Genomic DNA, 26,916 nt, shown 5'->3' with positions numbered 1-26,916 from the left:
GCGCCATGCGGCGACGATTTCGCGAAGCTGGTCAGCGCTCCTGACGATCGGCACGCTCACGCTGCTTCTCCGCTTTTGGTGGCTTGCGTGTCGGCGGGCGTGGGCGCATCGGCAAACACGTGCTCGGCGGCCGGAAACTGGCGCTCCTTCACCTCGTGCGCATAGGAAGCGATCGCAGCCGCAGCCGCCTCCCCCAGTTCAGCATAGCGCTTGACGAATTTGGGTCGGAAGTCGCCGAAGAGGCCCAGCATGTCGTCGACGACGAGAATCTGGCCGTCACAGGCTGCCGAGGCACCGATGCCAATGGTCGGGGCCGCCACCTCCCCCGTGATCCGGCGGGCGAGCGCCTCAGGAACCTTCTCCAGGACGATCGCAAAGGCGCCCGCTTCGCTCACGGCAAGTGCGTCGCGCCTGATGCGCTCGGCATCCCCGCCCCTGCCCTGCACGCGGTAGCCACCGATGGTGTTGATGGCCTGCGGCGTCAAGCCGACATGAGCCATGACCGGCACGCCGCGTGCGGCTAGGAAGCCGATCGTCTCTGCCATCGTTTCGCCGCCTTCGAGCTTGACGGCCGTGCAGCCGGTCTCCGCCATGACGCGCGCAGCATTTCGGAAAGCCTGCTCTGGGCTTTCTTCGAAGGAACCGAACGGCAGGTCGACGACCATCAGCGCCTGCTTGATGCCACGGCGAACCGCCTGGCCATGCGTGATCATCATCTCCAGCGTGACACCGAGCGTCGAGGGCAGACCGTGGAGAACCATGCCGACGCTGTCGCCGACGAGCACCACATCACAATGGGGATCGACAAGCCGCGCGACTGGGGTGGTATAGGCGGTAAGGCAGACGAGCGGCGTCCCACCTTTGCGCGAACGAATATCCGGCGGTGTGATCGCCTTGGTATCACCAAACGCGCTCAATGGATCCTCCTTCCCCTACGTTACCAACCGCGGGTGTCGCCTTTCGCACATTTTTGTGCAGGTGCGAAGAGCAAAAAAATGGCCGTGCAGCTGTGGGGTGTTGACGTGCCGACAGGCGCGCTTACACTAAATCGATTAAGTGCCCCCCCGAGCTGGCAAACCAATTCGCGAACATGGACGATCAGGCAATACGACTCAGGAAAGACAGAGCCGCCGTGAATGCCGACGACGTCAAAGTGGACCTGATCGCCTTTGTGGTCGCCGTAAACGACAGTGAACCCTGTGTCCTCACCATCGGCCAGGCGGACACCTTGCCCTCCGGTCCCTTTGCGCTTGAGCACCGATCGCTGCAATCCGGCTTGAGGGGGTGGGTCGAGCAGCAGACCGGCCATCGGCTGGGGTACATTGAGCAACTCTACACGTTCGCTGATCGGGATCGCATCGGCGCCGAGCGCCAGCAGCGCGTCATCTCCATCAGCTATCTTGCATTGACCCGCAAGGAACAGGCAGCGGGCCCGCCCAAGTGCGGATGGCAGAGTTGGTATGAATATTTTCCATGGGAGGACCATCGCTCCGGCACGCCTCCGGTCGTGCTGGATGTTCTGCGACCACGCCTGATTGAATGGGCAAACGGCGTCCGCGATGCGGCCACGCGACGTGAACGCTGGCAGCGGGCGACGATAGCCTTTGGCTTCGACGACCGCCTTTGGAACGAGGAACTCACGCTGCAACGCTATGAGTTAGTTTACGAAGCAGGCTTGGTCCAAGAGGCCGTAAGAGGGCGGGACGGGGCGCCCCCTCCGCTGGTGCCCAGCAAGTCCATGGTCGCCGATCATCGCCGCATCGTGGCGACCGGCATTGCGCGGCTGCGCTCCAAGATCAAATACCGGCCGGTCGTCTTTGAGCTGATGCCGACGGTCTTCACGCTTTTGCAGCTGCAGCGAACCGTGGAGGCGCTCGCCGGCAGGCTCATCCACAAGCCGAACTTTCGCAGACTGATCGAACAGCAGGAACTGGTCGAGGAGACCGGAGAGGCCACTACTGAGACCGGCGGCCGGCCAGCGAAGCTTTTCCGTTTCCGCCACGCCGTTCTCGACGATAGGCTCATCGCCGGGACAAAATTGCCGCTGGCGCGGGGTTGACATCCCTTATACTCACAGCAAGTATATGCTGGTTATTTTCAATTAGAGTATAAGCGGGAGAGGGTTGATGAGCGCCATGCTGCCTGCGGCCGCGTTGCTCTACGAGCGCGTCCGGCGAGTGATCCCGCCGATCGAATGGCCGGCTTTCGTCGACGATATCGAGGCGATCCTTGCACTGAAGCGCGAGCGCAACGCCATCATCCTGGCGCACAACTATCAGACGCCCGAGATTTTCCATTGCGTGGCCGACATCGTCGGCGACAGCTTGGCATTAGCCCGCACGGCTGCGACGATCGAGGCACAAGTCATCGTGCTGGCCGGCGTCCATTTCATGGCCGAAACGGCCAAGCTCCTTAATCCGGACAAGACCGTGCTCATTCCGGATCTCAGCGCCGGTTGCTCGTTGGCGGAATCAATCACGGCAGAAGACGTGCGCTTGATGCGCCAACGTTATCCCGGCGTTCCGATCATTACTTATGTAAACACGTCGGCCGAAGTGAAAGCCGAGTCGGATATCTGCTGTACATCCGGCAACGCCAAGGCGGTCGTCGAATCCCTTGGGGTTCTCCGGGTGATCATGCTGCCGGACGAATATCTGGCCCAGAATATCGCCGCCCAGACCGATGTACAGATCATCGCCTGGAAAGGGCATTGCGAGGTGCATGAGCGCTTTACACCGGCCGACATCCGCGAGTTGCGCGAAAGCCATCCCGGCGTGGTCGTGCTCGCCCATCCCGAATGCCCGCCCGACGTCGTGGCTGAAGCAGATTTTTCCGGCTCGACGGCTGCCATGTCCGACTATGTCGAAGGGCAAAGGCCGCCACGTGTCGTGCTGATGACGGAATGCTCGATGAGCGACAACGTCGCGTTAGCGCACCCAGAGGTCGAGTTCATCCGGCCCTGCAATTTGTGCCCGCACATGAAGCGGATCACGCTTGCCAACATCCGCACGGCGCTCGAGCAGAACCAACATGTCGTAACCATCGAACCCGGGATCGCCGGGCGCGCGCGGCTTGCGGTCGAACGGATGCTGGCAGTTTGAGCGCCGACCTCCGCAGCTTCTTCGGGCGTCCCATCATCATCGGCGGCGGCATCGCCGGACTGATGACCGCGCTTCAACTGTCGCCGGAGCCGGTGCTTCTTCTGTCAAGGTCGCTGCTGGGAGCTGACAATTCGAGCACCTGGGCACAGGGGGGTCTGGCTGCAAGTTTGGGCGAAGACGACGATCCGGCAATGCACCTGGCCGATACGCTTGCTGCCGGGGATGGTCTCTGCGACAGAGACGTGGCGAGCCGCATCCTCCAAGCCGCGCCCAAGGCGATAGAGGGGCTTGCGGCCTTTGGGGTTCCCTTTGACCGCACGCCGAAAGGATCACTGTGCCTCGGATTGGAGGCCGCACACAGCCGACGTCGCATCGTTCATGCGCATGGGGACGGCACCGGGCGTGAGATCATGCGTGCCCTGATCGCGGCTGTGCGTTCCACTCCGTCGATAGTTGTCGTGGAGGGCGTGGAAGCGCGCCGGCTGGCCGTGCGAGAGAATGCGATCCGGGGCGTCTGGGCGAGCTGTTCGATCGGACCTTTCTTCTTCGGCTCACGGCGGGTCGTCCTCGCCACCGGTGGCATCGGGGGACTGTTTCTCGACACCACGAACCCTTGGGGAAGTTGCGGACAAGGCCTTGCACTTGCGGCCCGCGCTGGAGCTGTCCTAGCCGACCTCGAATTCATCCAGTTCCACCCGACCGCGCTTGACGGCCCGGAACGCCCTATGGCGCTGGTCAGCGAGGCTGTCCGAGGCGAAGGTGCTGCCCTGATCGATGAAACCGGCCAGGCTTTTCTCCAGAGCGTGCCAGGGGCGGAACTTGCGCCTCGCGATGTCTTGGCCCGGGCCGTGTGGAACCATCTTGCGGACGGCCACCGTGTTTTTCTCGACGCCCGACAACGGCCCGGCCCGGCATTCGCTCGACATTTCCCGACAATCGCATCAGCCTGTCGTGGAGCGGGCATCAATCCCGCCCGCGATCTCATCCCCATTCGGCCGGCCCAACACTACCACATGGGTGGCGTTGCAGTGGACAGCTCCGGCAGAACCTCCGTCAAGGGGCTGTGGGCCTGCGGCGAAGTCGCTTCGACAGGACTGCATGGCGCCAACAGGCTCGCCAGCAATTCCTTGACAGAAGCCATCGTGTGCGCCCGCTGGGTCGCTGAAAGTGTCGCCGGGACGCCTGCGCGCAGAACAAGGCCTGCGTTTGCCAACGTTTACCCACCGCCCGCTCCGATACCCGTGCGTGTTTTCCTGTCGCGCGCACTCGGCATCGTCCGGGACGGTGAAGGGTTGAAAGCAGCCGCGCGTGCCTTATTGCCGCTCGCCGAAAGCAAGGATGCGGTCTCGGATCCGGCGGCTGTCGGGCTAATGATCGCGGTTGCCGCCTTGTTGCGCGAAGAAAGCCGCGGCGCTCATTACCGGACAGATTTTCCTCATCATGCGACTGCCGCCCGACGGTCCGAAATCACCCTCGAAGCCGCCTTGGCTACAGCGCGGGGACTCGGACACTCGCCAAGTCTCGAAGGGCCGAAGTGATGACACTTTCACCGCTACCCACGGTCGTGCTTGAGCCGCTTGTACGGGCAGCTCTTCTTGAAGATCTTGGCAGAGCCGGCGACTTGACCACGCAGGCCATCGTCCCGAAGGAATACCAAGCGGGAACCGTGTTGGTGGCGCGACAGTCCGGAGTTGTCGCCGGCCTCGATCTGGCGATGCTCGCTTTCGGCTTGATTGATCCTGCTGTCGAAATCTCGGTGGAGCGCGCAGACGGCTGCAATGTCGTGGATGGAGAGATCATTGCATCAGTGGTTGGCCCGGCCCGGGCCATTCTCACAGCCGAAAGGACGGCACTCAATTTTTTGTGCCATCTGAGCGGCATCGCCACGGCAACGGCATCGATCGTCGCTGCGGTTCGTGGGTATGGCGCGAAGATCGTCTGCACCCGCAAGACGACGCCCGGATTGCGGGCAGTCGAAAAGTATGCCGTGCGCGCAGGTGGCGGGTCCAATCACCGCTTCGGTCTGGACGATGCAATTTTGATCAAGGACAACCACATCGCCATCGCAGGCGGCGTCCGCCCAGCGCTCGAGCGAGCACGAAGAGCGGCCGGTCATCTCGTCAAGATCGAAGTCGAGGTCGATACTCTGGCCCAGTTGGAGGAGGTACTTGGCTTCGCTCCCGATGCGGTTCTGCTCGACAACATGTCCCTCCCCGATCTTCGCCGCGCCGTCGCAATGGTCGGTGGCCGCGCTATCACCGAGGCTTCTGGCGGGATCACGTCCCATACAGCGCGGGCGGTTGCCGCGACCGGCGTTGATCTGATTTCGGTCGGCCGACTCATCCACAGCGCGCCGATCCTGGATATCGGCCTCGACCATCGGGGCTCATGATTGTCTGAGTCAGGATTGGGTCAACTGTCCTCTCCGATCGTCAACAGTCAGATAGCAAAGACCCCGCAAGACAGACCGGAGGAACAGCATGGACATGCAAACGGCAAGTTCAACGCAGACATCGCCACAGGCTCAATCCCCTGACCCCGGAGCGTGGACCCTGGAGAAGGCTCAGGCACTTTACCATGCCCCCTTCAACAATCTCCTCTTCCTGGCGCAAACGGTGCACCGCCAGAATTTCGATCCAAACAAGGTCCAGCTCAGCCGGCTGCTCAGCATCAAGACGGGAGGATGCCCGGAGGATTGTGGCTATTGCAGCCAGTCGGCGCGTCACGAAACCGGCCTGAAGGCGTCGAAGCTGATGGAGGTCCGGCGCGTCATCGCCGAGGCGACCAAGGCGCGTGATGCCGGCGCCACGCGTTATTGCATGGGCGCGGCCTGGCGAAACCCCAAGGCGCGCGACATGGATGCGGTGGTGGCGATGGTCGAAGGCGTCAAGGCGCTGGGCATGGAGACCTGCATGACGCTCGGCATGCTCGATCTTGAGCAAGCCGCTCGACTGAAGCAGGCGGGCCTCGACTACTACAACCACAACATCGATACGTCGGAACGCTACTACAGCGAGATCATCAGCACGCGCGGCTATGCCGAGCGGCTCGACACGCTTGAGCAGGTTCGTCGATCCGGCATCAAGGTCTGCTGCGGCGGTATTGTCGGCATGGGCGAAGATCCGGTGGACCGGATCGACATGCTGGTGACGCTGGCGAACCTACCCGAGCCGCCGGAAAGCGTCCCGATCAACATGCTGATCCCGATCGCCGGCACCCCGCTTGCCGAAGCCAAGCCCATCGAGCCGATCGAATTCGTGCGCGTGATCGCCTTGGCGCGCATCATGATGCCGAAATCGCATGTGCGTCTTTCCGCCGGCCGCACCGCCATGACCGACGAGATGCAGGCGCTGTCCTTTTTTGCCGGTGCCAACTCGATTTTCGTCGGCGACACGCTGCTGACGGCGGACAATCCCGGTGAGGACAAGGATAGCCTTCTGTTCCGCCGTCTCGGCATTGAGCCGATGGAACTCGAGGCGCAATGAACGGGGCACCGCTTGCCCGCTATGACGCGACCTTGCAGGGACTGGCCCGCAAGGACCGGCTGCGGACGCTTGCGCCGCGCGCAGGTCTCGATTTCTCGTCGAACGACTATCTCGGGCTGGCCTCGTCCAGGAGACTTGGCGATGCTGTTGTGGCGGCGATTGCGCTGGGCACGCCGGTTGGCGCCACCGGGTCGCGGCTGTTGCGCGGCAATGCACCGGAACACGAGCAGCTCGAGGCAGACGCGGCGGCATTCTTTGGAGCCGACCGCGCGCTGTTCTTCGGCAGCGGCTACATCGCCAACTTCGCTCTGCTGAGCGCCCTGCCGCGGAAGGGCGATCTTTTGGTTCTCGATGAGCTCGCCCATGCCAGCATGCATGAGGGTGCGCAGGCCGGGCGCGCACAGTTCGTGCTGGCCGCGCACAACGATGCCACCGCTGTTGAGGATGCGATCACACGTTGGCGCGCCGCAGGCGGCATGGGATGCGTCTGGATCGCGGTGGAGAGCCTTTACAGCATGGATGGCGACTGCGCGCCTTTGGAGAGCCTGGTCGCGCTTGCCGATCGGCACGGCGCATTCATCGTCATTGACGAGGCGCATTCGACCGGCGTCTGGGGACCGGACGGCCGGGGGCTTGCCGCCGCTTTCGAGGGCCGCGACAACATCGTCGCGCTCCACACCTGCGGCAAGGCGCTCGGCGCATCTGGTGGGCTCGTGACCGGGCCGAGGGCACTGTGCGAGTATCTGATCAACCGTTGCCGGCCATTCATCTACGCCACCGCGCCATCGCCGCTGATGGCAGTGGCAGTGCGCGAAGCACTCGCAATGCTCGCCGACGAGCCTATGCGGCGTGTTCAGCTGCATGAACGCGTTGCCCTCGCCGGCCGCCAGCTGGCCGAGCGCTGCGGCGTGATACCCAGCGGCTCGCAGATCCAGCCCCTCGTAATCGGCGATATCAGGCGCACCATGGCAGTGGCGGCGCGCCTGCAGGCCCGCGGCTTCGACATACGCGGTATTCGTCCTCCGACCGTGCGCACGTCGCGGCTGCGCATCTCACTGACGCTCAATATCGGCGAAGCCGACATTTCCGCCATGGTCGAGGCGCTGGTCGAGGTGTTGGCCCAAACATCACCGGAGGCGGTATGACCCAACGCATCGTCATCACCGGAACCGACACGGGAGTTGGCAAGACCGTGTTTGCGGCTGGGCTCGCCGGTTTGCTCGACGGCTTTTACTGGAAACCGGTGCAATCGGGCCTCGACGGCGAGACCGACAGCGAAGTGGTCGCGCGGCTTGCCGGCTTGCCCTCAGAGCGCGTGCTGCCGGAAGCCTACCGCTTGCGGAGCCCGCTGTCGCCGCATCGTTCGGCCGAGATCGACGGCGTGGCGATCAAGGCTGCCGATCTTGCTTTTCCCGTCCTACCGACGCCGCTCGTCATCGAAGGCTCCGGCGGCCTGATGGTGCCGCTTAACCGGCGCACAAGGCTCATCGACATCTTCGCTGAATGGCGGCTGCCCGTTATTCTGTGCGCCCGCACCACGCTCGGCACCATCAACCACACCTTGCTCTCGATCGAGGCGCTCCGCGCCCGATCCATCCCGTTGGCCGGCATCGCTTTCATCGGCGATGAGATGGCCGATACGCAACGGACCATCGTGGAATTCAGCGGTGCGCCGCAGCTCGGCAGGCTGCCGCACCTCGATCTGCTGACCGGCAAGACACTGAGGGACGCAATGATTGCCGGCTTCGCCTTCGCCTCGATTACTGGAGGTGACTGATGTCGCAGTCTCATGTGTGGCATCCCTTCACCCAGCACGCGCTCGAGCCTGCGATCCCAGAAATCGTCCGGACTGAAGGCGCCTATCTCCGCAGGGCCGACGGCGCCCGCATCCTGGACGCCATCTCCTCCTGGTGGGTCGTCACACATGGCCACCGCCATCCCCGCATCATGAAGGCAATCGAGACAACCGCGTCGAGCCTCGACCAGATTATCTTTGCGGGCTTCACGCACGAGCCGGCAGAGCGCTTGGCCAAGGCGCTTGTCGGCCTCGCTCCCGCTGGACTCGACTGGGTGTTCTATTCCGACAGTGGCTCGACCTCGGTCGAAGTAGCGCTGAAGATGGCGCTCGGTTATTTCCGCAACATCGGCGCCCCACGCTCGCGCATCGTCGTCATGGATCACAGCTATCATGGCGACACGATCGGCACGATGAGCGTCGGTGCGCGTGGCGTGTTCAACGCCGCCTACGAACCCTTGCTGTTCGAGGTCGCCACCATCCCCTTTCCGGCAGCGGGGCGCGAGCAAGAGACGCTGGATCGTTTAGAGGCTGTGACCCGCGATCGACGAGCCGCAGCCTTAATCGTCGAGCCGCTGGTGCTGGGCGCCGGCGGCATGCTGATGTATCCGGCTTCAGTTCTGGCCGAATTGAAGAAGATCACTGAGGCCTCCGGCACGCTGCTGATCGCCGACGAAGTGATGACCGGCTGGGGGCGGACCGGAACCATGTTCGCCTGCGAGCAGGCATCGATCTCTCCAGATATCCTGTGCACCTCGAAAGGCCTGACCGGCGGCGCCATCCCGCTGGCCGTAACGCTTGCCACCGATGCCATCTTCCAGGCTCATTATTCCGAGGACCGGAAGAAGACATTTTTCCATTCGAGCTCCTACACTGCCAACCCGATTGCCTGCGCGGCAGCACTTGCCAATGTCGAGATCTGGCGGGACGAGCCGGTGGCCGAGCGCATTGCGGCCTTGAGCGCAATGCAGGCCACCGGGCTTCGACGCTTTCGCGACAACAGCTTCTTCACCGACTGCCGGGCGACCGGCACGATCGCGGCGCTCGACCTGCGAACCGGTTCCGCAGGTTATCTCGCCGAGATCGGACCGAAACTGCGCGCTTTCTTCCTCGAGCGAGGGCTACTTGTGCGCCCGCTCGGCAATGTCCTCTACCTTCTGCCACCCTATTGCATCACCGGCGACGAGCTCGAGCGACTCTATGACGCCATTGAGGAGGCGGGCGAACGCTTCGGGTCCAGGCCATGAGCAAGTCGTCGCGCATTCTCGGGTTTGGCCATCATGCGCCTGGGCGAAAGGTGGCGAATGCCGAAATCGAGAGCAATCTCGGTCTTGATCCAGGCTGGATCGAAAGGCGTACCGGGATACGGTCGCGCTTCTGGGCAACCGACGAAGACACGCTGTCTGGTCTTGCTGCGCAGGCCGGCGACATGGCGCTGGCGAACGCCGGTATTGCGCGCCACGACATCGGTCTGCTGTTGCTTGCCACCTCGACGCCCGACCATCTTCTGCCGCCGAGCGCGCCGCTGGTCGCACACAAGCTTGGCCTTGGCAGCGCAGGCGCGGTGGATCTGACAGGCGCCTGCGCCGGCTTCATCTATGCGCTGATGTTTGCGGACGGATTTACCCGCCTGCACGGCAAAGCGAGCCTTGTTATCGCCGCCAATATCCTCAGCCGCCGCATCAATCCAGCCGAGCGCGCAAGCTCGGTCCTGTTTGCCGATGCCGCCGGCGCCCTGGTGATCGGTCAGTGCGATGATGCTGATCGGGGCATTCTCGGTGCCTCGGTGGCTTCGGACGGCTCGCGATACGGGCTGATCCAGATTCCCGCAGGAGGAAGCAACAAGCCGTTCCACGGTGACCTCGATCTCGCGCAAACCCGAATGAGGATGACGGACGGCCGCGAAGTGTTCGCAAAGGCCGTCGAGATGATGACCAATTGCTCGATAAGCGCGCTAGCCGCTGCCGGAGTGCGGCCACACGATCTCGGCCGGTTCGTGCCCCATCAGGCCAATACTCGGATTTTCGACGCGGTCGGGAGGAACCTCGGCATCGCGGACCAAGCAATTGTCAAGACGATTGCCGAATACGGCAACTCTTCGGCCGCGACGATCCCGCTGTCGCTCTCGCTCGCCAACCAGACGGAGCCATTCCAGCCTGGAGAGAAAATCCTTCTGTCGGCGGCGGGTGCGGGTCTCAGCGGCGGCGCTCTCGTGGTTGGAATCTAGCCGGCCGGCTCACGCGCGCAGGACTGGTCATGAATGGGAATAGGGCAACAGAACCAATGCCAAAATGGCCTTCTGAAGCTCGACATGACCGAGCTGACGCAGCACGACCCCGTGCGAGCCTCTGGATGAGATCAAATGCATCACCTGTTGCATCATTCGTGCCATCTGAATAAAGCTCAAATACAAAGGGTGAGCCGCCCCATATATGTCTGATACCCGACATTGTTCACATAAAAGGCTCGATGCTTACACGCTCTTTGCTCTCTTCTCTTTGCTGCCTGCTCTTTTCTCTTTGCTCTTTGCTCTTTCGTCTTGACTAGCAGGAGCATGCGGCTTATCTCATTGCCGCGTTAGCACTCGCTTCCGCTGAGTGCTAAGCACGCTCCGGCAACGGAGAACCGTTCAACATCCGCACCAAGGACATCCAAAAATGGCAAAGTCGAATTTCCGGCCGCTGCATGACCGCGTGGTCGTTCGCCGGGTCGAATCCGAATCCAAGACCGCCGGCGGGATCATCATCCCGGATACGGCGAAGGAAAAGCCGCAGGAAGGCGAGATCATCGCCGTCGGCTCCGGCGCTCGTGACGAAGCAGGCAAGCTGGTCCCGCTGGACGTCAAGGCCGGCGACCGCATCCTGTTCGGCAAGTGGTCGGGTACCGAAGTCAAGCTCAATGGCGAAGACCTTCTGATCATGAAGGAATCCGACATTATGGGCATTATCGGCTGATATCAGGCCTTTCCTTCGCACCATCAAATCTGAATTTCGGGCGAGATGCCCAGGAGTAAAAAAATGGCTGCCAAAGACGTAAAATTCTCCCGCGATGCCCGTGAGCGCATGCTTCACGGCATCAACATCCTCGCCGACGCGGTGAAGGTCACCCTCGGCCCCAAGGGCCGCAACGTCGTCATCGACAAGTCGTTCGGCGCACCGCGCATCACCAAGGACGGGGTCACCGTCGCCAAGGAAATCGAACTTTCCGACAAGTTCGAAAACATGGGCGCGCAGATGATCCGCGAAGTTGCTTCGAAGACCAACGACATCGCCGGTGACGGCACCACAACCGCGACCGTTCTGGCGCAGTCGATCGTCCAGGAAGGCAACAAGGCCGTTGCCGCCGGCATGAACCCGATGGACCTGAAGCGCGGCATCGATCTGGCCGTGACCGAAGTCGTCGCGGCGCTCGGCAAGGCTGCCAAGAAGATCAAGACCTCCGAGGAAGTTGCCCAGGTCGGCACGATCGCCGGCAATGGCGACGAGTCGGTCGGCAAGATGATCGCCGAAGCGATGCAGAAGGTCGGCAACGAAGGCGTCATCACGGTTGAGGAAGCCAAGACCGCCGAGACTGAACTCGAGGTCGTCGAAGGCATGCAGTTCGACCGCGGCTATCTCTCGCCCTACTTCGTCACCAACGCCGACAAGATGGTTGCCGAGCTCGAGGACGTCTACATCCTCCTGCACGAGAAGAAGCTGTCCAACCTGCAGGCGATGCTGCCGGTTCTCGAAGCCGTCGTGCAGACCTCGAAGCCGCTGCTCATCATCTCGGAAGACGTCGAAGGCGAGGCCCTGGCCACGCTGGTCGTCAACAAGCTGCGTGGCGGCCTGAAGATCGCCGCCGTCAAGGCGCCGGGCTTCGGTGATCGCCGCAAGGCCATGCTGGAAGACATCGCCATCCTCACCGGTGGCCAGGTCATCTCGGAAGACCTCGGCATCAAGCTCGAGAACGTCGGCCTCAACATGCTCGGCCGCGCCAAGAAGGTGTCGATCTCCAAGGAGAACACCACCATCGTCGACGGCGCCGGCAAGAAGGCCGAGATCCAGGGCCGCGTTGCCCAGATCAAGCAGCAGATCGAAGAGACCACTTCGGACTACGACAAGGAGAAGCTGCAGGAACGTCTGGCGAAGCTCGCCGGCGGCGTTGCGGTGATCCGCGTCGGCGGTGCCACGGAAGTCGAAGTCAAGGAAAAGAAGGACCGCGTCGATGACGCCCTCAACGCGACCCGCGCGGCCGTCGAAGAAGGCATCGTTGCAGGCGGCGGCGTCGCTCTCCTGCGCGCTTCGGCCGACATCAAGGTCACCGGCGTCAATGCCGACCAGGCCGCCGGCATCAACATCGTTCGTCGTGCGCTGCAGGCTCCGGCCCGCCAGATCGCGGCCAACGCCGGTGCGGAAGCATCGATCGTTGCCGGCAAGATCCTTGAGAACAAGGGCGCGACCTTCGGCTACAACGCCCAGACCGGCGAATATGGCGACATGATCGCCATGGGTATCGTCGATCCGGTCAAGGTTGTCCGTACGGCTCTCCAGGACGCGGCCTCGGTCGCCGGCCTGCTGGTCACCACCGAAGCCATGATCGCGGAGGCTCCGAAGAAGGAGTCGGCTGGCGGCGGCGGCATGCCTGGCGGCATGGGCGGCGGCGGTATGGGCGGCATGGGCGGCATGGGCGGCATGGATTTCTAATCCAGCCCCTATCAACCTACAGCGGAAAGGGCGGCAGCAATGCCGCCCTTTCCTTGTGTGCCGAACATGATCGACAACTTGGAGTGCGTCCCGAGGATCTCGTCAGAATTAGGATCTTGTCCGATCGAGCAATTCGCGGGCTCAACCTGGTCAAACCGGCGCCCCCTACGAACTGCCCGATCCTTGAGGATTCCGCTGCGCGACAATCACGATGATTCATTCAGTTGGTAGCTATAGGCGGTGAATCATGAGGGGCATTGAGGAGCGTGGCAAGGCGCCCATCTCGGCATTTAACCCCATCGAGCGTGATATCCGAGACAATTCTCTCATCGGACCGGCGGCTGGCGTTGAAGGACCCGGTGAATCATCCTGTTCTATAGTGGAGCAGACGCGCTCTGAGCCTCAAGATCAAGCGTTTCCTCCTCTGAGTATCCTTGATCTGCCGCTGGACATTCTCGTTGATATTGCTGAGCGGCTCAGCCCGATGGATCTGCTGAGGTGTCGCACACAAATCAAGAGCTGCGTGTCGCCGCGATGATAGTCGCAACGCCTCAAGAAAGGCGGATCCAGGTTCAGGCTCGTCGTCGTGGCCGAGAGGCCTCGTGACCCCGACGACTGCGCTTCGGCCTTGTGGGGCCTCGGAGCGGGCGTGGCAGCGCTTGCACCTGAGCTCCAGCGGCGTCTCATCCTGCTTGAGCCCAGGTCTCAGACCATTGCCCTGGAGGGCCTCGGAGCAGGCGTGGGTGGCCTTTGGCCAACCTCCAGCGGCTTGTCTGCGGATTTCACTAAATTGGGACAGCCGTTTTAGTAAATCGCGAACAAGCGTTTCGCTAAGTCGCGGGCAACGGAAGCGATCGAGTTCCGGTTGCCTTTGCTGTTAGGAGTGATTGATTTCGGTTATTTCGCTGAAACGCTGAAACGCCATATCCAGCTTTTCCAACGGTAAATTGGGCACTGTCCAATACTTTATTTCTTGAGAAATCCAACGTTTTTGCCGCGCAGTGACGTTCGGACATAGCAAGGCCTGTCCCATACCTATGAATACGTTTGGCTGAAGCAGACCGATGGCTGCGCGTCGAAGCCGAAGCCGTCGAGTTCGCGGACAAACGGGAACTGCGCGATCCTGCTCGACATGAGCGTGTCGAGCTGGTCGCGGATGGCCGTCAACTTCAGCCGATCCAGGATTGCGATCAGCAGGTCATGATCTAGCGTCGTCATCACCAGCTCCCTCCGACCACCGCTTCGTACTCGGCGAGTGGCCGCAGCAAGGTGGCCGGGGGTGATCTTGATGCGCTCGGCGCGCACCGGCCCTTCGAAGCCGGCAACGCCGACAAAAGGCTCTGTCGCAAACCTGGAAATGGGGGTGTGAACGGCCATTTCGGCCTGTCCGTCAGGCAGCGAGGATATCGAAACAGCGATCGACAGACTTGTAGTCATACCTCGCCTGTCGCTTGCCAATCATGTGGATCATCTCGATGCCGGAGAGGATAACCACGGCGCTCGCCTGCGACTTGAAGCCGATGGATCGAATGCGGCGCTTGATACGCAGTCTGTTCTTTCAATTTAGACCAACTATGCGGATGCCGCCTCAGTCAATTCAAGAAGGTAACCAATGCCGCGCACGGTCGTGATCCGTGGCGTTGCACCTGACCTACTCAGGTGTCCACGTAAGCGATAGATTCCGACTTCAAGCGCGTTGGCAGATACCTCGTCGTTGAACGAATAGAGGTGATCTTCCAACTGCGCACGAGGCACGATGCGGCCTGCACGGATAAGCAGATGCTCTAAAATACATAGTTCGCGGCGTGCGATCTTCAGAGGATGACCCGAGACGGAAACCTGTCGGCCGATCGGATCGAAATTGAGATTGCCAAATACAACGATGGGGTCGGTCACCTGTGTCGACCGGCGCAGAATGGCTCTCATTCTGGCGATGAGCTCATCGAAAGAGACGGGCTTGAGCAGAAAGTCGTCCGCGCCACCGTTGAAAATCGCAATTCGCTTCTCGAGATCGTTGATGCTACTCATAATGAGGGTCGGAACTGAATGCCCGTCGCTCCTTAGTTGTCTCAGCCAGCCCAAGCCATCGCCATCTGGCAGAGCCAACTCCAGCAGGAGAATTTCATAGGTTGCGCAACAGAATGCCCTCGACGCCTGTTCCAGGTTGCCAACTACATCAACGGCAAAACCGCTATCCCCGAGCGCAGCTCGCACGGCGCGCGTAAGATCCACGTGATGATCAATGAGCAGCGTTCGCATTTCAAGTCCTATCAAGGTAGGACAGGTCACCGTCCGCTGTAAGACCGGGGCGACAGCAGAAGTCGCGCAACTCTTCGTAGTCTTCGTAACGCTCTTTCCGATGGGTGATCGCGGGAGAATGCAAGCCGCACGCCTGCAATAGTCGGGGATGGAACACGTGAAGACCTGTTGACGGGCTGAAACCGTCGGTCGGCCAGCCCACAATGCCACCGACTCTGCCTGCGATTTCTCTGCGCATCGATCCTCCTATATGGGTTGCGTCGCAAACTCCAGCTGAGGTCGCAAGGGCAGGTTGCGGCTTTGTTCATGGAGAGGACCCCCTAGAGGCAATACCGGGAGGATTCCCTGTATAGCACTTCCCGATTTACCAACCGGTCATTCCGAACCACGTTCGGCGGCTTTGAAGACGCTCATTGAGCGCGGCTAGGTAAATCAAGGGTACGACCTGCCGGGTGTCGATGCCGCTTTTGAAGCAGGCATCGGCACTAGCTCGCTGAGCGTCGCCCGCGCAATTCAGCGGACGCGCTCGATACACCCAGTCGAATCGTGCCGCAGCTTGCCGCGCCGACAGGGCGGCCGAAGAGTTCAGGCTTGTGACCGAAGGGCTACGCCCAGTCGTCCTCCCATAATCAACCTCGGTCAAATCAAAGTGACGTTGAATCTGAACAAGTTGCGCCATCATATCACAAACGACTTACCGATCCCCGACGTGCTCTAGCCTTAGTGCTTGTTAAGAAGATCGGCTACTGTCTCTCCGCGTCGCCGGGCATCGGCGGCGAGCCACACCTCCCCCACCTCATACACGTCGCCGTGGGTACGGAACGGCACAATGACGTCAATGGCAGCCGACAGCAGATCAAGAAGCGTGTGGTCTTCCACAGCAGCTCCTTGCGGGCTGCTCTTGACGAGTGAAAAGAGCTTTTTAAAGCCTTGGACCGGATCCGCCCCATGAATCGTCGATATTGATCCCGCATGGCCGGAGACGACTTCGCTAAGGTAGGCCCAAGCAGCATCATCGCGCATCTCGCCAAGCAATATTCGATCAGGGCGCATGCGCAAGCTGGCTTGCAACAGTTGCTCGGCTGTCACCGCACCTACGCCTGCTCGGTCCTTCGGATAGAGTAACCGGACATGATTCTCGTGCGGGATTGCAAGTTCGAGCGTGTCCTCGATACTTATGAGCCTCTCTTGCGGGGGTATAGCGTTGATCAAAGTCTTGCTCATTGTCGTTTTGCCGCTACCAGTAGGTCCGCAAAGCAGCATCGTGAGCCGCCCGCAAACGCACGCTCGCAAAAATTGCTCCAAGTCACCATGGTCGTAGTGCTGAAGAATCGTTTCGTCCTGCCGCTCTTGGCGCTCCTTTCGTGACCGCCATTGATTCCAACGCGAGTATTCGTAGCGAGAAGAAACTTCCTTGAGTTCGGTCACACGACTTGAGGGACGCCGTATGGTCAGGCTTATTGTTCCTGAGGGAACAGCGGGCGGCAAACAGATCTGCAGCCGCTCTCCGTTCGGCAGCTCAGTCGCACAGAGGGGGCTTTGCGGTCCGACATCTTGCTTGCGCAGCGCTCCAGCGAGGATCGCGATGTCCTCCAGATCGTCATAAGATAGCGGTAGCGGATGTTTCGTGAAAACGCCGGCCTGTCGGACAAAGGCTTCCCCAGGCCGGTTGATAGCGACCTCTTCGGTCCTTGGCTCCTCAAGCCATTTCAGAACAGGGTTGAGAAGCAAACGCAATTGAGGGTCAGCCTCCGGTCGCATTGTTGTCTCTCCGGCGTTGGCGATGTTGGGGGGGGGCTGGCGCCACGGCGGTCGCTCTAAGATCGTATACATCTGAGAAATCGAGGTCCCGAGCCACAAAGATGGATACAGCATCTCCCTGGTTTTTCTTCAGAGTTGGCGGAACGTTGATCGTTGCTCTAAGGGTCGTCTCAACGGCTTGTCCGGCGTTGCTCTGGAAGCTGTTGATACCGCTTCCTCCACCTGAGCTGCCAGCGTATTGACCGGCGGCCTGAAACGCGCCTTGAATGACGCTCATGAGCATTGCTCCGCCAAAGCGCTGCCAGAAGTGATTATCCACCGTGCCAGGCATTCCGGAGCGGCCGAGCTCGTCAGCGCCCGGCGATGCTAGCGAAACGAGGGCATGGTCAGGCGTTTCGATGCGCGTCCACAGCACGAAGACACGCGCATCCCCCTGTTGGAGACCACGCTGGATCTCGCCAATCACGGTCGTCCCGCGATCCAAAAGCACCACGTTGTTGGTGGCGCCGCGGACGTCTTTAGGTAAGACGCACTTCACATAACCCGGTAAATTTGTGTCGACTGCCGTTTGCAAAATGCAGGGGATGATCGTTCCTTGAGTAATCACGAGATCAGGGTGCGGCAAAAGTGTGGCCCGGCTTGGCTCCTGTATATCTGGCTTCAATCGCGCCGACAGATCGCCAGCGTCTGAAATCTCATCCGAGGTCACGGGAGCATCCCTATGGTTGTCTTCGCTCCGCTGACCGTCGTTGGGCATTTTACTGCTGCCACTGTAGGCGAAAATTGGTGTTTCCTCCGGCGGCGGATCAGCTGAAGTCGGCGTGGATGGCGCAGGATCTCCTGCCTGCGCCGCCTGTACGGCTGCTGGAACTTCGGGAGCAATCTCAATCGGCACGGGGCGGAATGGTTCGGCGTCGGCGACAATTGGAGGTTTTGGCTGAGTTGGTTCGTCTTGTGTGCTGGTACGACCTCCGAGCCAGATGAGTGATAGAGATGAGATGAGAACAAGAGCAGCGACGGCCAACTTCTGCAATCCCGAAACATGCCGGCGGGCCGGCTCCGAGACCATCGATCCGGAGGCATGGACATCATGTCCCGACTGTGGGCCGGTTTCATTCATCGGCCGAGCCTTTCAAAACGCGCCACACGTCGGGTGTCACTGTACCGGTCCCTGGCGCTCGTCCCACAGGGTCATAAGCCCTGTTGAAAATGGACAAGACCGTATTGCCATCTCTCAGACGCCATTCCCGGGCGACTGCGGATACTTCAACATAGTCCCCTTTGACCGTGTAATTGGCAGCGGCTTCCTTGCCGTCGGGATTGATAATGTAGAGGGAGGGTATGCGGGAATTGCTTGCGAAGCCAAATACGGTGGTAAAGCCATTATCGAAAACTTCCAGCGGCGACAGCGATCGATCGCCCTTTGCGACGTAGTGAAAATTGCTTTCGTCCGGACTGGTAGTTGCGGCGGGCCGATTCAACAAATCCTGAACTCTCTCGTCGCGCAGCACTTTCGCCCGGGCCTGACCAAGAATCGAGCGCCTTTCTGCGTCCTTTCTCTGAGCAGCAGCCTCATCAGCAGGATAGGTGAACTGCACACTGTAGTATAGGTCAGGTTGCTGCTCATCGAGTTTTGGCATCGCTCTCGTTGAAATACTGAAGACGTATCTCCGTGTGCCGGACTCACTCTCGGCCAGCACGATGACCGGCTGCGGCGGGAGCATCCGGCTAGCCTTAAAAAAGAGATAGTTGGCGCGCGGGAGCGCAGCCAGGTCTTTGCTATTGGAAACGGCCACGGCTGCGACTGTCTCGTTGGCCGCGAATGTGACAACCAGCGTTGCCCCCACTGCGGTAGACAGGCGCACCACTTCGTCAGGACGGTAAGCCAGGTAGCGCATGCGCGCATCATGCTTGCCGGCAAGTGGTGTGTCTTCCGCGGACGCTTCCATCGTTAAGAAGAGTGAACAGACCAGCGCGAGAAACGCTCTTTTTGTCATGGCTGCACATAGCCCAGGTTCGATACGCTATCTTCCGAGCTTTGATAGGAAGTGATGAGTAGACCTCCCGGATTGGTGAGCCTCGATTGCCCAGGCAGACCCGTCAAGCGCTCGTAGCGGATGGTAGCTGTCCAGGTGGTCACTATCGGCATCTGCCCATCGACAACAAGGGTGCGTTTGTAACGGATCTGTTGAACGTCCGGACTGATGTCGTTTGAAGAAATATGCCCGACCTCGAGCTTGCCGCGCTTGCCGACCGTGACTTGCGGCGAGGTGGGATTCGGATAGTTGAAGAAATCTTGATATTGCTGTCGCACAGCCGGCGCGCTGAAACTGGATACGAGGTCATAGGCGTATTGGGCTGTATCTGCTGTGTACCCCTCGCGCAGGCGTACATATTCCCACAGCGAAGCATTTATGACGGCTCGGTCTTGGGTTGCCGGCAGTCGAGACACTGACACTTCGCTGTCGACGGTCCCATCCGGCCGGACCCAGAGGAACACAGGTACGAGCTTGGCCAACGGGACCATGGCAGCGATGGTAAATGCCTGGGCAACATTTCCTAGGACCGCCGCTGCGGCAAAGGCGATCAGGGCCTTTGACAGGCGCCGCGCAGACTTCGCTCGTGACGTTTGAAACGCTTCCACCTTCTTATAGTGGGCGGCTAGCGTTTCTCTCTCCACCAGAAGGGCATGTTCAGGAAATTTCACTTTGGCTCTTCCGCGCATTCGACCTGAAGATCCTCAGGGGTGGTTTCCCATTGTCCCACGTTCAGTTGGAATGGGGCACCCGCGCACGTCGCAAGCCCATGGCTCGTCTTGCAGGCGGCCAAAGCGAGGATTGACAGAAGTAGGCAATATTTCATGTTTTTGGCACCGAGCTTGTCGATTGATTAACCACCCGCCGTTTTGGCAAAGTGGCGATTGAGGCTGTTAAGAGGTCGGTTCGCACCTCCCCAAGAGCCGCCGGCGATGCTGCTGGCGATCGTCGGAAGCGCGACGATCAGAGCGTCACCAGCTAGGAAAAGCATGTCGAGCTCGTAAAGCCCGATGATCTTGGCTGCTGTCGTGCCCGAGAATTTGATCATCAAAAGCATGGCTGCCAGCGAGACTGCTTCGGCAGCGATTACTATCGTTGCAACGATGTTGAGGAGGAGAAGCAGCAGCCCGTACGAGAGCAGTTGGCCGATCCATCTGGTGGCTATGTCTCGAGTGTGATCAAAAAGGTAGCCTACAAGGACCAGGGGGCCGATCGTCAAGAGCACCTTCGTCAGAATTCCAACGGCATCGTAGATCTCGAACGCTGTCCACAGCGCGCCGTAGAAAATCCATTGCGCTCCCTCGAAAGCAAGTATGTCCTGGCCGTTCATAGGCCCAATTTCGGAAGCAATCAGCTGAAAGACATACTGGCTTGAAGCAAACATGAGATCGAGCTTCTGGGGGATTCCGATGAAGGGCAAGTCGCTGCCACTGATGTCGTGAGCCAACCTCGGAATCGTTTCGTCGAAAAGCGCTTCAATGTACTGCTGATAGTTGGCCTGCCCTAAGATAAGGGCGACGACAATCGACACCATGATTACGCGCGAGATACCCCCGCGCGCATCGACTTGACCACGCATGACCAGACAGCCTTGGATTATTATCCAGAGCGTGACACACGCAACCAGAGGCGCACTGACCGCCGCTTGGACGTTTTCAAGCACTTTGTGCAGCCCGGACGTGAAGGCCCCATGAAAGATCGTGTGTATAGTCGTGAATGGCGCGGGAATTTTGAAATTCATGGCGTGAGCCTGATGTGTCCCTGATCAGCGCAGCTGAGCCTGATGAACTCAGCGTTCACGGGAGGAGGTCAAAAATGCGAGCGGTGTCCCGATGTTCGCGACGCTGCGTGGCGGCCTCCTCAGCGGCGTGAAGGCTCCCTTGTGCAGTGGCCATAGTCAGCAGACTCGTGGCCTGGGCATTTTGGATCATCGCATCGTGAATCTGCTTGAGGACCAGACCGTTGGTCACGGTGGCCTGCATAATATTTCCCGAGCGGGAAAGCTGACCAAGCGTGCCGGCGTTATCCTTAAGGCGCTTGTCCATCATGCCCAAAGTGTCGGCTGCAATAGCTGCGGCATTGGCGGCCCCAGCGATTTGTCCCTTTAACAGTTTCGCTTCTGAATCGTCGCCCGTGACTATCCGATTTGGGTCCTCCGCAATGTTACGGGCGATAATCGAAGCTGGCGCCCGAGCATCAAACATCTGCTCCTCCAGCTTATTGCTCGACGGGTAATGATTTCCTTGGTTCAGTGAGCTTAGCACTCCCGTGACAGCGAATGACGAGGTTAGCATTGTCACCATTTCGATCGTCGTAGCGAGCGTCTCGATTGACCTCTCAAGGATCGCCGCATTGGAAATCGCTGTTAAGGTCGATTGTGTTTCTGTTACAGGGTCGGTGACGATCCATTGCGACCGGGCCTGTCCGTGAAGCAGAAGGGAAGCAGCAAGGGTCGTTACTGCAAGTTTGGCAAGTTTCATGAATATTCCTCCGTCAGTCTTGAACTTCATGGTACCGGGCCATGAACTTGTCGAGCCACCCACTTGGGGCGTCTCCGTGCTGGTTGCGAAGCTGGTCGGCAAAGCGCACTGTGTTGGCCCGCCCCGAGAGTACGGCTACGTACTCGCGCATCTGCCCAAGATCGAATTCGCAAACAATACTCCCGCTATCGCGCTTGAGCAAAAACTTGCGGCTGCCGATTGCCATTCCCTGGCGGATTGCCTCGAACTCCTGCGCAGTGCACTTCAAGCCATCGACATACGCAGAGCGGTCCGCCGTCGGTGATGGGTAGAAAATTTTCGTCATACATTGCGCAACGAGACTAGCTCCGAGAGGCGATTCCAGAACGTGTTCAGGCTGCTGCGTTGCGAGTATCAACATGCCGTTGTTTTTGCGGACCGTGAGCAAGAACTTGTCGATAACGGCCGAGAATTGGGGGTTGAGTAGATAGAATCGAAATTCATCGCAGCTCATGACGAACCGACGACCATCGACGATAGCGCCCACTCGATGCAGAAGGTATGCGGCGGCCGGTGCACAGACCTCCTCATATTCCAGGAGCTGCGTCATGTCGAAGCCCGTAATGGAGGCATCCAGCCTTACTTCGTCCACGTCGCCGTCAAAGGCCCATCCAAGCGCCCCCCCTCTACACCACCGCTGCAGCCGTGCTCCTGCGCCCTCGGAGGGGCTGTGCAATAGGAACTCGCGCAGGCCCGCAAGTGAGCGCATAGGGGGTTCGAACGAAAGCTGACGAACAATGCCGCGTTCCAGCCGACGGCTTTCCTCCGGCGAGATCGGACCACGGCCGTCACTCTCGATCAGGGCCATCAACCACTCGCGCAGAAAGTCCCGAGAGGCGGAGGTGTTGTCCAGTCCACGCAGAGGGGCCAAGCCGCTCGGAGCGCCTCTGCGCAACGCAAGATATGTCCCTCCCGTGGCTCGCACCAGCAGTTCACCACCCCGATCCTTGTCGAAGAAGACGATCGCACCATTGCGATCGACCAAGCTTTGCTCAAGCATCGCGAGGACAAAGGTCATCAGCGTCGTCTTGCCTTTGCCAACGGGCCCGAATATTGCCGTCATGCCGACGTCATTCTCATGGGGGATGTAGTCGAAAGAAGTTCCACCGTTTGTGCGAAAGCGCGCAACAGCATTGCCCCAGTGGCCGGAACTGGAACCGCTTGGGAAGTTCTCAAATGAGACGAGCCCGGCAAAATTGTGTGAGGTGATCGCCCCCGGGCGCGTGCGCCACCTGTTGTTCCCCGGAAGTTGGGACCAATATGCGGCCTCCATGCCGATGCCCTCTTGGACGATAACGGCGCCCGCGTCGGCCAGCCGTGCGCGGGCACTTGCTGCGCGATCTGCAAGGCTATTGAGGCTGTCGGCATAGACGCACAGGCTCAGATGATGCGAACCCATCACGAATTCGTTGCTTGCCAGTGCGTCCTCTGCCTCGGCAAGTTCATTGATCTGGGTGAGAGCCTTGTCGCCGGCACTCGTCATCTGGCTGGACTTAAGGCTTAGTTTGGCATGAGCTTGCGGGCGAGTGAGGAAGGAAAAGCTCTGGCTCAGGACAAGCGGGAAGTTGGCGGACAGCAAGGAATTTAGCATGCCCGGCCGCGTCGTCGCCGGATATTCACGGAACGAAAACAATGATCCGACGGAGCTATCCCCGGGCCTTCGAATCTCAAGCGCCCGCTTCCCGCAGATGACCTGGTCAGTGTAGATCGAGGCGCCAAGTGAGCCGGTAACCATCGGAACCGGAAGAAACCGGCAAGTCATCATGAGCCGAAGCGCCTCGCCGATTTCCGTGAAGAGCACGTTGCCTTTCTCACGAATACCCAACCGGCGCAGACCGTAACCGCCGAGTGCGCCAGCAATGATGTGCCAGAGGTCTTCCAGGCTCCGCATTTGGGTGGCTAGATCGTGCTCATTCCGTCTGCGGGACTTGGCAATCCGCAAGCCGATCTTGCCGATTGCGGTGCGGGGGGACACGATCAAAGTGAGGAAGTGATCGTTGCGAAAGAGCTTTCCCGACAGCACACGACGCTCGTAGGCCTCGCTCAGACTGCCAGCGAATGCACTTTGAAACCGGCGCGGCGCCGGCGCCGGCACATCGTTGTGTCTCACAAGATGAGCGTATATCGAGACATTGTCATCGGCGATGTTGCGCAAGAGAGTGTTGAACGCGCGGCAGCGCGAGTTGCGCATCTCAGCGTCTTCCAAATCAAAGGGCACACCGTTCACATGTGCCATGGCCATGATCGATCCGTCTTCCAGAAGGACAACCTGATCGCTTACGTGACCAACATACGGAAGGTAGATCTCGCCAGACCTCTCGGTCCGGCCGCTGGCGCCGAACATTACACCATTCCTCTTCCGCGTTTCGGCACTCTGATCGGATTGGCGCTGACGCTTGCGCCTCCCCAGACCGGCCCGTCCACGCTTCTGCCGGCCGTCTGCAAATAGAGCAGCACGACGCTTGCCGCGTTATAGTCACGCTCAACAACCAGCCGTGCTCCGAACCAGAGTGGCGCGAGAACGATTTCGTAGAGCGGGTTCTGAAGGATAATGATAACAAGCCCAGCCAACATCATGAGCAATCCGGCCAGCGTCAGCGGCACCCCCAGAAACAGTGCGGGGCGCGTCGCCGCCACATAGAGGGTGCTCACTTCCAACCGGTCGCTCATCAGCCACCGCCTATGAGCGCCTTGCCCAGGAAGCTGGCCCCGAACATGATGACGATCCCTCCAACGACACCCGCAACCAGGCCAAGTGAAGCACGACCGAACATCCAAGAGATACCGATGGCTACGAGCCCGAGCACGGCCAGTGATTGTCCAAAGGGCCCAAGTATGAACGTGCAGATATTCTGGACCATCTTGGCAGGATCCGTCCCTCCGGTCACCTGAGCCGCGGCTGGCCCGCTGTAGAAGACCGTCCACGCCGCGCCTGCAGCAGCGGCCGGTACATATTCAGCCGCCATGCGCAGCATGGAAAAAGGCGAAGGAACACGCGTTTTAAGCGCACGAAGTATCTTGAGTGGCGTCATCATTGCATCTCCATGTTTCAATCGAATACGAGTTTGTTCGGGTTCGAGGGTTCCCGTGCTTTCGCAGCCTGGCTGCCTGTCGGATCGGAGGGATCGGCCCCGGAGCGGTCTGGCTGATACGAGCCCCAGATGTCCCAAGAATCTTGGTTGGGCTGCTTCTTTCTATTGGCCTGTTGGCTCTGCTGGAGCAGAGGCGGCACGGCTTTCCGACCGGGTGCCTCAAGGTGCGGCACATCTCGAGCAGTCGGCTCCAGCGTTCTCTCAAGGAGACTTGAGATGTCCTTTGCGGCCGACTCGACCTTGCGTACATAACCGTTGGCGAAGCCATGCGTGACGTCGCCCGTGTTATAGGCCGAGATGGCACGGCGAAGCGCCAGTTGCTGTGCCACAGCAGTGGTGCCGCCGGCATACCGGCTTTCAAGCAGGTGGGCGGCAGCCGAAAGCGAGGCGCAGGGCTCGAAAGCCCTTTCCGGCGTGAGATTGAGCACGGCAAAGTTCTTGCTGTTTATCTGCATCAATCCAACATCGACAGAATGTTGTGCTTCGAGGCGTTCCTTGATGCCCCGCGTGGCTTCCAGGTGGTCTATCCAGCGAAGCTGCTCACCTGTGGTGTTGTCATGAGCCACCAGCGTTTCAAAGCCACTTTCAATCTTGGCAATCGCGGCGAGGGTGGACGGCGCAACCCAGGGGGCGCATTTGCGCGACAGGCTGCGGAACTCACGCGGAGAAAGTGGCGCGGGCTCGGCTGGGAGTGACATGGATGTCATCAGGACGATGGCCAGCGGCCAAGCTGCAATAAACATTCCCTATCACCTACCTTTCCAAGCCGCCGGACGGGTTCTGGCCCTGTCCGGCACGCGCTTATCGGGGAGGTTTGTTACTGTGTGATGTTCAAGTTCAGCTTTTCGGTTTCAATTGAAGCAAAGACAGTGTTCGTATCAGCGTGGGTGAGCATCTTGCGCATGCGTGGGTGGCGCGGGCCCGATCAGCCAGCGACATCCGGAGCATCTTGGTACAATGACTCCTGTACAGGATTGCTCGTCCCGGCCGTCCGTTGCTCCTGGAGTGTGGGCCGCGACTTTGGCGTCATGGATGGTACTTCTGTCAGCGCCAAGCCAAGGACAAAATGGGGAGCTTGGCGGGCTTGTTCAGGCTCGGGATCACCGTGGGGAATCGACTAAGGCGATAAAGCGGCCCAACTTTGCCGGTATGCTGCCGGTCCTTAAAGAGCAGCCATGCGCGGCCCTGCACACTCAGATCATTGCTTGAGACGCGAGCTCGTCCGCGAAGCTGGCTCGAAGGCGCAAATCCGCGGCGGCGAGGGTCAACTGGGAAGACGTGGCGGCGCAGCCCATCCTGGTGCGAGCCTCGTTCAGCTGTTCGGCCGCCGCCGCCAAAGGGTGGATCATGCACAGTCCCATCGGCAGATAACCGCACGTCATTGACGGAGTCCGACGGCGCAATGGACAAGCATAGTGACACGCTCAAGATGGAGGAGTTGCAGTAACTGAGAAATTTTAGCCCGGACGTTCACCGCAACCGGCGACCTGCCGGTCGCCGAACAGCATTTGAGGCCGCCGGCCACCTTGGACGAAGCCGGCTTGGCAGGAGACACACTATTTTGCACAAGGCCGCTGCAGCGAATCACGGTCTTCTTCCGCCGACCGCCTCTCCGATCAAGCCAAACGCCGCGCTGCTCAACCATGTCCGAGCTGGATCCACGAGCCGGAGGATATCGAGATGATCCAGGTCCGCAAACTCCAGGATGACCAGGATGCAAGGGCATAGCAGGAAACTTGGCATCCATGAGGTCGAACTTGAGTGATATTGGCAGGCCTGCACCAACGGGGGAGCTCGAAGCGAAAAAGCGAAGGACCACACGGCAGGGTCATGTCGGCGCTTGGACCTGTCTGGTGGCCACGGGCTGCCTTGGTGCGGTCAATTCGCTGGGGATGAAAAGAACAGGACGAGCACGGCCTCACATTGGCCGCACGCAACGGCGAGTGGTATCAAGGAGCAGCTGTTCTGGGTCGGTGCCCCAGGGTTGCTCGGCAACAGGTTTAGACAAGGGGATTCAAGATTGAAGGTGTGCCGTTGAAACATGTTCTTGTCATTGACGATGATGCCGCAATGCGGCGCCTCATCGCCGAGTATCTCACGATGCATGCCCTGAAGGTAACCGCAGTCCACGATAGCAAGCAGTTTGACTATGTTCTTTCACGTGAGCCAGTCGATCTCGTGGT

At 60.1% G+C, this 26,916-nt stretch carries 25 protein-coding genes and 2 pseudogenes; 12 read left to right on the top strand and 15 right to left on the bottom strand.

Features of this window, described 5'->3' with window-relative positions; all coding sequences use genetic code 11:
• Nucleotides 1-56: 56 nt before the first annotated feature.
• Nucleotides 57-917, bottom strand: coding sequence for a 3-methyl-2-oxobutanoate hydroxymethyltransferase (panB, locus tag NKJ37_RS27105; protein ID WP_023766592.1), 861 nt, complete (start codon nucleotides 915-917; stop codon nucleotides 57-59).
• Nucleotides 918-1,090: 173 nt separating this feature from the next.
• Between panB and NKJ37_RS27100 the strand changes: the two genes are divergently transcribed.
• The 11 genes from NKJ37_RS27100 to groL all read left to right on the top strand — a co-directional run bounded on the left by NKJ37_RS27100 (nucleotide 1,091) and on the right by groL (nucleotide 13,066).
• Nucleotides 1,091-2,059 (top strand): NUDIX hydrolase, encoded by a 969-nt coding sequence (locus tag NKJ37_RS27100; protein WP_023735838.1) that lies wholly within the window; start codon nucleotides 1,091-1,093, stop codon nucleotides 2,057-2,059.
• A 67-nt stretch (nucleotides 2,060-2,126) separates the two neighbouring features.
• The gene (gene nadA / locus NKJ37_RS27095) at nucleotides 2,127-3,101 is read left to right on the top strand and encodes a quinolinate synthase NadA (protein WP_023766591.1); all 975 of its coding nucleotides are present in this window, start codon (nucleotides 2,127-2,129) and stop codon (nucleotides 3,099-3,101) included.
• On the top strand, nucleotides 3,098-4,639 hold the full coding sequence (locus NKJ37_RS27090) for an L-aspartate oxidase (protein ID WP_352775757.1): 1,542 nt from the start codon (nucleotides 3,098-3,100) through the stop codon (nucleotides 4,637-4,639). Before nadA ends, NKJ37_RS27090 begins: the two co-directional genes overlap by 4 nt.
• Nucleotides 4,639-5,493, top strand: coding sequence for a carboxylating nicotinate-nucleotide diphosphorylase (gene nadC, locus NKJ37_RS27085; protein ID WP_023766589.1), 855 nt, complete (start codon nucleotides 4,639-4,641; stop codon nucleotides 5,491-5,493). The genes NKJ37_RS27090 and nadC overlap by 1 nt, the downstream gene beginning before the upstream one ends.
• Before the next feature lie 94 nt (nucleotides 5,494-5,587).
• Nucleotides 5,588-6,586, top strand: a complete 999-nt coding sequence (gene bioB, locus NKJ37_RS27080; protein ID WP_050592767.1) for a biotin synthase BioB — start codon at nucleotides 5,588-5,590, stop codon at nucleotides 6,584-6,586.
• The gene (locus NKJ37_RS27075; RefSeq protein WP_352775754.1) at nucleotides 6,583-7,731 is read left to right on the top strand and encodes an 8-amino-7-oxononanoate synthase; all 1,149 of its coding nucleotides are present in this window, start codon (nucleotides 6,583-6,585) and stop codon (nucleotides 7,729-7,731) included. Before bioB ends, NKJ37_RS27075 begins: the two co-directional genes overlap by 4 nt.
• Complete coding sequence (gene bioD, locus NKJ37_RS27070; protein WP_023735844.1) at nucleotides 7,728-8,363, top strand: dethiobiotin synthase; 636 nt, start codon at nucleotides 7,728-7,730, stop codon at nucleotides 8,361-8,363. The genes NKJ37_RS27075 and bioD overlap by 4 nt, the downstream gene beginning before the upstream one ends.
• On the top strand, nucleotides 8,363-9,628 hold the full coding sequence (locus tag NKJ37_RS27065) for an adenosylmethionine--8-amino-7-oxononanoate transaminase (protein ID WP_023766586.1): 1,266 nt from the start codon (nucleotides 8,363-8,365) through the stop codon (nucleotides 9,626-9,628). Before bioD ends, NKJ37_RS27065 begins: the two co-directional genes overlap by 1 nt.
• Nucleotides 9,625-10,608, top strand: a complete 984-nt coding sequence (bioZ, locus tag NKJ37_RS27060; protein ID WP_023766585.1) for a 3-oxopimeloyl-[acyl-carrier-protein] synthase BioZ — start codon at nucleotides 9,625-9,627, stop codon at nucleotides 10,606-10,608. Before NKJ37_RS27065 ends, bioZ begins: the two co-directional genes overlap by 4 nt.
• A 430-nt stretch (nucleotides 10,609-11,038) precedes the next feature.
• Nucleotides 11,039-11,335: a co-chaperone GroES gene (gene groES, locus NKJ37_RS27055; RefSeq protein WP_019863563.1), complete on the top strand. Its 297-nt coding sequence runs from the start codon at nucleotides 11,039-11,041 to the stop codon at nucleotides 11,333-11,335.
• 63 nt (nucleotides 11,336-11,398) lie between these two features.
• Complete coding sequence (gene groL, locus NKJ37_RS27050) at nucleotides 11,399-13,066, top strand: chaperonin GroEL (RefSeq protein ID WP_023766583.1); 1,668 nt, start codon at nucleotides 11,399-11,401, stop codon at nucleotides 13,064-13,066.
• 1,035 nt (nucleotides 13,067-14,101) lie between these two features.
• Here the strand turns inward: groL and NKJ37_RS27040 are convergent.
• The 14 genes and pseudogenes from NKJ37_RS27040 to NKJ37_RS26975 all read right to left on the bottom strand — a co-directional run bounded on the left by NKJ37_RS27040 (nucleotide 14,102) and on the right by NKJ37_RS26975 (nucleotide 25,476).
• Complete coding sequence (locus tag NKJ37_RS27040) at nucleotides 14,102-14,443, bottom strand: hypothetical protein (protein ID WP_352775784.1); 342 nt, start codon at nucleotides 14,441-14,443, stop codon at nucleotides 14,102-14,104.
• Between the two features lie 13 nt (nucleotides 14,444-14,456).
• Nucleotides 14,457-14,612: pseudogene (locus tag NKJ37_RS27035) on the bottom strand (IS6 family transposase); the annotation flags it as partial.
• Between the two features lie 26 nt (nucleotides 14,613-14,638).
• Nucleotides 14,639-15,325 carry a response regulator gene (locus NKJ37_RS27030; protein ID WP_023814396.1) on the bottom strand — a complete coding sequence of 229 codons (687 nt, stop codon included), beginning with the start codon at nucleotides 15,323-15,325 and terminating at the stop codon, nucleotides 14,639-14,641.
• Nucleotides 15,326-16,045: 720 nt separating this feature from the next.
• Nucleotides 16,046-17,086: a P-type DNA transfer ATPase VirB11 gene (gene virB11 / locus NKJ37_RS27025; protein ID WP_023737143.1), complete on the bottom strand. Its 1,041-nt coding sequence runs from the start codon at nucleotides 17,084-17,086 to the stop codon at nucleotides 16,046-16,048.
• Entirely contained in the window at nucleotides 17,070-18,206 is a 1,137-nt protein-coding gene (virB10, locus tag NKJ37_RS27020) for a type IV secretion system protein VirB10 (RefSeq protein WP_031249470.1), read from the bottom strand. The genes virB11 and virB10 overlap by 17 nt, the downstream gene beginning before the upstream one ends.
• Nucleotides 18,199-19,083 (bottom strand): TrbG/VirB9 family P-type conjugative transfer protein, encoded by an 885-nt coding sequence (locus tag NKJ37_RS27015; RefSeq protein ID WP_023814399.1) that lies wholly within the window; start codon nucleotides 19,081-19,083, stop codon nucleotides 18,199-18,201. Before NKJ37_RS27015 ends, virB10 begins: the two co-directional genes overlap by 8 nt.
• Complete coding sequence (locus tag NKJ37_RS27010; RefSeq protein WP_031214019.1) at nucleotides 19,080-19,793, bottom strand: type IV secretion system protein VirB8; 714 nt, start codon at nucleotides 19,791-19,793, stop codon at nucleotides 19,080-19,082. The genes NKJ37_RS27015 and NKJ37_RS27010 overlap by 4 nt, the downstream gene beginning before the upstream one ends.
• Nucleotides 19,790-19,948 (bottom strand): type IV secretion system lipoprotein VirB7, encoded by a 159-nt coding sequence (locus NKJ37_RS27005; protein ID WP_081731114.1) that lies wholly within the window; start codon nucleotides 19,946-19,948, stop codon nucleotides 19,790-19,792. Before NKJ37_RS27005 ends, NKJ37_RS27010 begins: the two co-directional genes overlap by 4 nt.
• Before the next feature lie 27 nt (nucleotides 19,949-19,975).
• Nucleotides 19,976-20,863, bottom strand: coding sequence for a type IV secretion system protein (locus NKJ37_RS27000; RefSeq protein WP_023737139.1), 888 nt, complete (start codon nucleotides 20,861-20,863; stop codon nucleotides 19,976-19,978).
• 55 nt (nucleotides 20,864-20,918) lie between these two features.
• Nucleotides 20,919-21,602, bottom strand: coding sequence for a TrbJ/VirB5 family protein (locus NKJ37_RS26995; protein WP_023737138.1), 684 nt, complete (start codon nucleotides 21,600-21,602; stop codon nucleotides 20,919-20,921).
• Nucleotides 21,603-21,615: 13 nt separating this feature from the next.
• The gene (gene virB4, locus NKJ37_RS26990; RefSeq protein ID WP_023737137.1) at nucleotides 21,616-23,985 is read right to left on the bottom strand and encodes a type IV secretion/conjugal transfer ATPase VirB4; all 2,370 of its coding nucleotides are present in this window, start codon (nucleotides 23,983-23,985) and stop codon (nucleotides 21,616-21,618) included.
• Nucleotides 23,985-24,311, bottom strand: coding sequence for a type IV secretion system protein VirB3 (locus NKJ37_RS26985; protein ID WP_023679584.1), 327 nt, complete (start codon nucleotides 24,309-24,311; stop codon nucleotides 23,985-23,987). Before NKJ37_RS26985 ends, virB4 begins: the two co-directional genes overlap by 1 nt.
• Nucleotides 24,311-24,616: a pilin major subunit VirB2 gene (gene virB2 / locus NKJ37_RS26980; RefSeq protein WP_023673707.1), complete on the bottom strand. Its 306-nt coding sequence runs from the start codon at nucleotides 24,614-24,616 to the stop codon at nucleotides 24,311-24,313. The genes NKJ37_RS26985 and virB2 overlap by 1 nt, the downstream gene beginning before the upstream one ends.
• Before the next feature lie 74 nt (nucleotides 24,617-24,690).
• Entirely contained in the window at nucleotides 24,691-25,476 is a 786-nt protein-coding gene (locus tag NKJ37_RS26975; protein WP_023766572.1) for a type IV secretion system lytic transglycosylase VirB1, read from the bottom strand.
• A gap of 1,291 nt (nucleotides 25,477-26,767) precedes the next feature.
• On the opposite strand from NKJ37_RS26975, the pseudogene NKJ37_RS26970 reads away from it, so the two are divergent.
• Nucleotides 26,768-26,916, top strand: a pseudogene (locus NKJ37_RS26970) (DNA-binding response regulator); the annotation flags it as partial.

The sequence above is a fragment of the Mesorhizobium sp. M0140 genome (assembly GCF_040322475.1).
Taxonomy (GTDB): domain Bacteria; phylum Pseudomonadota; class Alphaproteobacteria; order Rhizobiales; family Rhizobiaceae; genus Mesorhizobium.
This window is presented reverse-complemented; position numbering and strand designations above follow the sequence as displayed.

Excerpts from the sequence above, each read along its gene's own strand:
- NKJ37_RS27100 (WP_023735838.1), top strand. The coding sequence starts at position 1,091 with ATGGACGATCAGGCAATACGACTCAGGAAAGACAGAGCCGCCGTGAAT.
- nadA (WP_023766591.1), top strand. The coding sequence starts at position 2,127 with ATGAGCGCCATGCTGCCTGCGGCCGCGTTGCTCTACGAGCGCGTCCGG.
- nadC (WP_023766589.1), top strand. The coding sequence starts at position 4,639 with ATGACACTTTCACCGCTACCCACGGTCGTGCTTGAGCCGCTTGTACGG.
- bioB (WP_050592767.1), top strand. The coding sequence starts at position 5,588 with ATGCAAACGGCAAGTTCAACGCAGACATCGCCACAGGCTCAATCCCCT.
- NKJ37_RS27075 (WP_352775754.1), top strand. The coding sequence starts at position 6,583 with ATGAACGGGGCACCGCTTGCCCGCTATGACGCGACCTTGCAGGGACTG.
- bioD (WP_023735844.1), top strand. The coding sequence starts at position 7,728 with ATGACCCAACGCATCGTCATCACCGGAACCGACACGGGAGTTGGCAAG.
- NKJ37_RS27065 (WP_023766586.1), top strand. The coding sequence starts at position 8,363 with ATGTCGCAGTCTCATGTGTGGCATCCCTTCACCCAGCACGCGCTCGAG.
- bioZ (WP_023766585.1), top strand. The coding sequence starts at position 9,625 with ATGAGCAAGTCGTCGCGCATTCTCGGGTTTGGCCATCATGCGCCTGGG.
- groES (WP_019863563.1), top strand. The coding sequence starts at position 11,039 with ATGGCAAAGTCGAATTTCCGGCCGCTGCATGACCGCGTGGTCGTTCGC.
- groL (WP_023766583.1), top strand. The coding sequence starts at position 11,399 with ATGGCTGCCAAAGACGTAAAATTCTCCCGCGATGCCCGTGAGCGCATG.
- NKJ37_RS27040 (WP_352775784.1), bottom strand. The coding sequence starts at position 14,443 with ATGGCCGTTCACACCCCCATTTCCAGGTTTGCGACAGAGCCTTTTGTC.
- NKJ37_RS27030 (WP_023814396.1), bottom strand. The coding sequence starts at position 15,325 with ATGCGAACGCTGCTCATTGATCATCACGTGGATCTTACGCGCGCCGTG.
- virB11 (WP_023737143.1), bottom strand. The coding sequence starts at position 17,086 with ATGCGACCGGAGGCTGACCCTCAATTGCGTTTGCTTCTCAACCCTGTT.
- virB10 (WP_031249470.1), bottom strand. The coding sequence starts at position 18,206 with ATGAATGAAACCGGCCCACAGTCGGGACATGATGTCCATGCCTCCGGA.
- NKJ37_RS27015 (WP_023814399.1), bottom strand. The coding sequence starts at position 19,083 with ATGACAAAAAGAGCGTTTCTCGCGCTGGTCTGTTCACTCTTCTTAACG.
- NKJ37_RS27005 (WP_081731114.1), bottom strand. The coding sequence starts at position 19,948 with ATGAAATATTGCCTACTTCTGTCAATCCTCGCTTTGGCCGCCTGCAAG.
- NKJ37_RS27000 (WP_023737139.1), bottom strand. The coding sequence starts at position 20,863 with ATGAATTTCAAAATTCCCGCGCCATTCACGACTATACACACGATCTTT.
- NKJ37_RS26995 (WP_023737138.1), bottom strand. The coding sequence starts at position 21,602 with ATGAAACTTGCCAAACTTGCAGTAACGACCCTTGCTGCTTCCCTTCTG.
- virB4 (WP_023737137.1), bottom strand. The coding sequence starts at position 23,985 with ATGTTCGGCGCCAGCGGCCGGACCGAGAGGTCTGGCGAGATCTACCTT.
- NKJ37_RS26985 (WP_023679584.1), bottom strand. The coding sequence starts at position 24,311 with ATGAGCGACCGGTTGGAAGTGAGCACCCTCTATGTGGCGGCGACGCGC.
- virB2 (WP_023673707.1), bottom strand. The coding sequence starts at position 24,616 with ATGCTGCGCATGGCGGCTGAATATGTACCGGCCGCTGCTGCAGGCGCG.
- NKJ37_RS26975 (WP_023766572.1), bottom strand. The coding sequence starts at position 25,476 with ATGTTTATTGCAGCTTGGCCGCTGGCCATCGTCCTGATGACATCCATG.